The organism is Stenotrophomonas sp. P5_B8 (assembly GCF_054049855.1).
The window spans coordinates 1-3,845 of the sequence record NZ_JBFULO010000375.1; the positions used below are offsets into that span (position 1 = coordinate 1).

Consider the following 3,845-nt stretch of genomic DNA (forward strand, 5'->3'; position numbering starts at 1 on the left):
AGGCGGTGCAGGCCGAAGGAGATGCCCTGCCCCTGCGCCTTGAGGATGGCTTCCTTGGCGCACCACACCCGGAAGAACCACGGGTTGCGGGTGGGTTCGTCCAGGCCGAGCAGCCAGTCGATTTCGGCCGGGTGGAAGAAGCGTTCGATGATCTCGCGCATGCGCGGCCGCGGCCGCAGTGGCTCCAGGTCCACGCCCAGGCGGACGCCCTCGCCCAGCGCAACCAGCAGCAGGCCATGGCTATGGCTCCAGCCGGTGCCCAGGTGCGAGAACGCGTCGTGCAGCTCCGGGCGGCCACGCAGGTCGCGCTGCAGTGGCAGGGTCTGCGGGTCGGCGCCGAGCTGGTCGGCCAGCAACACCCGAGCCTGCGGCTCGCCGCGCGTACCGTTGACGTGCGGCAGGCACCAGACCGTGACCGGACCGAACCGCCACGGGCCGCCAAGGGCGGTAGCCACCCTCATGCCTGCACCCGGTGAGGACGGCTGCACGGTGATTTCACGGCGGCTGACGTCAACTGGCCCGGTCGTTCACACAACCTGGGAGTCAAGACTATGGGCATCATCATCTGGTTGATCGTTGGTGGCATCGTGGGCTGGCTTGCCAGCATCATCATGCGACGCGACGCACAGCAGGGCATCATCCTCAACATCGTGGTCGGCATCGTCGGCGCGCTGATCGCCGGTTTCCTGTTCGGCGGTGGCATCAACGAAGCGATCACGATCCGTACGTTCCTGTTCTCGTTGATTGGTGCGGTGATCCTGCTCGCCCTGGTCAATCTGTTCACGCGCAAAAGCATCCGCTGACCAACGCGCGATGGATCCAGACAAGGCCCGGCATCGCCGGGCCTTGTCGTTTCTGTCAGCCCAGCTGCACCCAGGCCGGGGCGTGGTCGCTGGGACGGTCCCAGGTGCGCGGCTCGCGGTCGATGCCCGAGGCGATGGCGCGCGCCTTGAGCGCGTCGGAGACCAGCGTCAGGTCGATGCGCAGGCCCAGGTTGCGGCGGAAACCGGCCGCGCGGTAATCCCACCAGCTGAACACGCCTTCTTCCTCGCTGTGCAGGCGGAACGCGTCATGCAGGCCGAGCTGCAGCAGCTTGTTGAGTGCGCCGCGCTCGGCGGTGGAGGTGAGGATGTGGTTTTCGTTCCACACCAGCGTGTCGTTCACGTCGCGCGCGTCCGGGGCGATGTTGAAATCGCCCATCACCACCAACTCGGGGTACTGCTGCAGTTCGGCAGCCACCCAGGCGTGCACCGCGTCCAGCCAGCGCAGTTTGTATTCGTACTTGTCGGTGCCCACATCCTGACCGTTGACCACGTACAGATTGATGATGCGCACGCCGTTGACGGTGCCGGCGATGGCGCGCTTCTGCTCGTCCTCAAAGCCGGGAATGCCGATCTGCACATCCTGCGCCGGTTCGCGCGAGAGCAGCGCGACCCCGTTGTAGGTCTTCTGCCCGGCAAACACGCTGCGGTAACCCAGCCCGGCCAGGACCGCGTCGGGGAACTTGTGGTCCTCCATCTTGGTTTCCTGGATGCCGACCACGTCCGGCGCGAACGCGGTGAGCCACTGTTCCAGGTGCGGCAGGCGCACGTTGAGCGAATTGACGTTCCAGGAGGCGATTTTCATGGGCGCCATTCTACCGGGTAGTGCCGGCCGCTGGCCGGCGGCCGTGTGCAGCCCGAGCCCGGGCATCGTGGACAGCTGCATCGCCGTTGCGCACGTTAGGCTGTGGCCCCTGATCGCACGGAAACCCCATGGACGCAGATGCCTTCGTAGCCAAGTGGTACGCAGAGAAAGAACAACTGTTGGCCGCCGCCTGGGCCCCGGGAACGGAATCAGCCGCACGGATCGCCGCCATGGCACTGTCACCTGCGCAGGCACACCAATTGCGGGACATGCTCGATGTGTTCGCCACCGATGCCCTGTACACCCTGCTTCTCGGGCTCGATGGCAGCGCTGCGCTGGGAGGCGACCAGCGCCACTACACCGTGTTGGACGAAGATGGTTCGGTGATCGCATCGGAAGGCGATCTGGAGGCGGCTGCCTATGCGTGGTTCCACGAAGGCCGGCGCTCGCGGCCTGAATGCTGATCGTTCCTTTCACTCGGCCTGATTCGGGCGGATTCGGACGTGGCCGCACGGAAGCTTGAGCCGAACGGGGCGGACCATCGGACCATCGACGCGTTCGACGCGTTCGACGCGTTCGACGCAGTTTGCCGGGTCATGGGCGGTGACAGACGCAGCCGAGCATGGCTCGGCTCTACCGTTGGGATGCGCTGCCCGCTAGCGCAGCAGTGCTTTCAACATCCCGGCGATCTTCGAATACGGCGGCTTGAGCAGGTCGCTGGCGGCCCAGCGCGACTGCCACAGGATCGGCAGCTGCTTGCTGAGCCCGTCGAAGCCGGCGCGACCGTGATACGCGCCCATGCCGCTCGGGCCAACGCCGCCGAACGGCAGGTCGTTGATGGCGAAATGCAGCAGGGTGTCGTTGACGGTGATGCCGCCGGCCACCACCTGGCCGAGCACGCGCTCGACGGTGGCGCGTTGCTGGCTGAAGACGTACAGCGCCAGCGGCCGGTCGCGGCCCTGCACCTCGGCCAGCGCCGCGTCCAGGTCCGGGTAGGCGCACACCGGCAGGATCGGGCCGAAGATCTCCTCCTGCATCAGGTCCAGATCGGCAGGCGGGTCGAGCACGATGGTCGGCACGATCAGGCGTTCGCGCGCGGCGCGTTCGGGATCGACAGCGGCCAGTTCGATCACCGGCACGCCGCGTTCGCGGGCCTGGTCGAGGTAGCCACGCAGCCGCTGGTACTGGCCTTCATGGATGATCCGGGTGTAGTCCGACGCATCACTGAAATCGCCGTAACGCGCACGCACCTGGGTCTGCAGCTGCTGCACCAGCTCGCGCTGGCGGGCGCCATCGATCAGCACGTAATCCGGTGCGATGCAGGTCTGACCCGCGTTGAACCACTTGCCGGTGGCCAGGCGCGCGGCGGCCTTGTCCAGCGGATAGTCGCTGCAGACGATCGCCGGCGATTTGCCGCCCAGCTCCAGGGTCAACGGGGTGAGGTGCGGCGCGGCGGCGGCCATGACCTTGCGCCCGATCGCGGTGGAGCCGGTGAACACCAGATGGTCCAGGGGCGAGCCGGCCAGCGCACCGGCCAGCGCGCCGTCGCCCTGCACCACCGCCACGCGCTGCGCGGGAAACACCTCGGCCAGCAATGCCTGCAGGAACGCGCTGGTGCGCGGGGTGTGTTCGGACGGCTTGAGGATGACGTGGTTGCCGGCGGCGATCGCGGTGGCCAGCGGTATCAGCGCCAGGTTGACCGGGTAGTTCCACGGCGAGATCACCCCGACCACGCCCAACGGCACCGCGCGGGTCTGCGCGCGCGCCGGCCAGAACCGTACCCCCACGGCGACCCGACGCGGGCGCGCCCAGCGCCGCAGGTGCTTGAGCAGGTGATCGATCTCGCCCAGCACGGTCATGCCGTCGGCGATCAGCGATTCGTGGGGGGAGCGGTGGCCGAAGTCGGCCGAAATGGCCTCGGCCATCTGCGGCAACTGCGCCTTCAACGCGGCGCGCAGTCGCTGCAGGTCGTCGCGGCGCTGGTCCAGCGAGGGGCGGTTGGCCTGCCAGGCGCTGCGCAGGGTCTGCAGGATCGCCGGCAGTGCGGTGGGATCGGTGTGGGCATCGCTCATGGGGCGACTATAGCGAGACGCTGCGTGAGCGCGTGTCACGGGGTAGTGCCGGCCGCTGGCCGGCAACCGCACATGCGCCTCCGAAAGCGCAACGGTAGTGCCGGCCGCTGGCCGGCAGCCTCACATGCGCCTCCGAAAGCGCATGGA

5 protein-coding genes are annotated in these 3,845 nt (G+C 67.8%); 2 read left to right on the forward strand and 3 right to left on the reverse strand.

Annotated features, from left to right (window positions below; translation table 11 throughout):
- Nucleotides 1-461 (reverse strand): 4'-phosphopantetheinyl transferase family protein (locus ACXJKH_RS16595; protein ID WP_457320951.1); only part of this gene is annotated, 461 nt, incomplete at its 3' end.
- A 90-nt stretch (nt 462-551) separates the two neighbouring features.
- Between ACXJKH_RS16595 and ACXJKH_RS16600 the strand changes: the two genes are divergently transcribed.
- The gene (locus ACXJKH_RS16600; protein ID WP_256776306.1) at nt 552-803 is read left to right on the forward strand and encodes a GlsB/YeaQ/YmgE family stress response membrane protein; all 252 of its coding nucleotides are present in this window, start codon (nt 552-554) and stop codon (nt 801-803) included.
- A gap of 55 nt (nt 804-858) precedes the next feature.
- Here the strand turns inward: ACXJKH_RS16600 and xth are convergent, their stop codons facing one another.
- Nucleotides 859-1,626, reverse strand: coding sequence for an exodeoxyribonuclease III (gene xth / locus ACXJKH_RS16605; RefSeq protein WP_457320954.1), 768 nt, complete (start codon nt 1,624-1,626; stop codon nt 859-861).
- 128 nt (nt 1,627-1,754) lie between these two features.
- On the opposite strand from xth, the gene ACXJKH_RS16610 reads away from it, so the two are divergent.
- Nucleotides 1,755-2,090, forward strand: coding sequence for a hypothetical protein (locus ACXJKH_RS16610; protein ID WP_457320956.1), 336 nt, complete (start codon nt 1,755-1,757; stop codon nt 2,088-2,090).
- 192 nt (nt 2,091-2,282) lie between these two features.
- Here ACXJKH_RS16610 and ACXJKH_RS16615 read toward each other — a convergent pair whose 3' ends face one another.
- The gene (locus tag ACXJKH_RS16615; RefSeq protein WP_457320958.1) at nt 2,283-3,698 is read right to left on the reverse strand and encodes a coniferyl aldehyde dehydrogenase; all 1,416 of its coding nucleotides are present in this window, start codon (nt 3,696-3,698) and stop codon (nt 2,283-2,285) included.
- Nucleotides 3,699-3,845: the final 147 nt, after the last annotated feature.

What these genes read in the sequence shown, in the direction of transcription:
- ACXJKH_RS16600 (WP_256776306.1), top strand. Translation starts at nt 552, where the DNA reads ATGGGCATCATCATCTGGTTGATCGTTGGTGGCATCGTGGGCTGGCTT.
- xth (WP_457320954.1), bottom strand. Translation starts at nt 1,626, where the DNA reads ATGAAAATCGCCTCCTGGAACGTCAATTCGCTCAACGTGCGCCTGCCG.
- ACXJKH_RS16610 (WP_457320956.1), top strand. Translation starts at nt 1,755, where the DNA reads ATGGACGCAGATGCCTTCGTAGCCAAGTGGTACGCAGAGAAAGAACAA.
- ACXJKH_RS16615 (WP_457320958.1), bottom strand. Translation starts at nt 3,698, where the DNA reads ATGAGCGATGCCCACACCGATCCCACCGCACTGCCGGCGATCCTGCAG.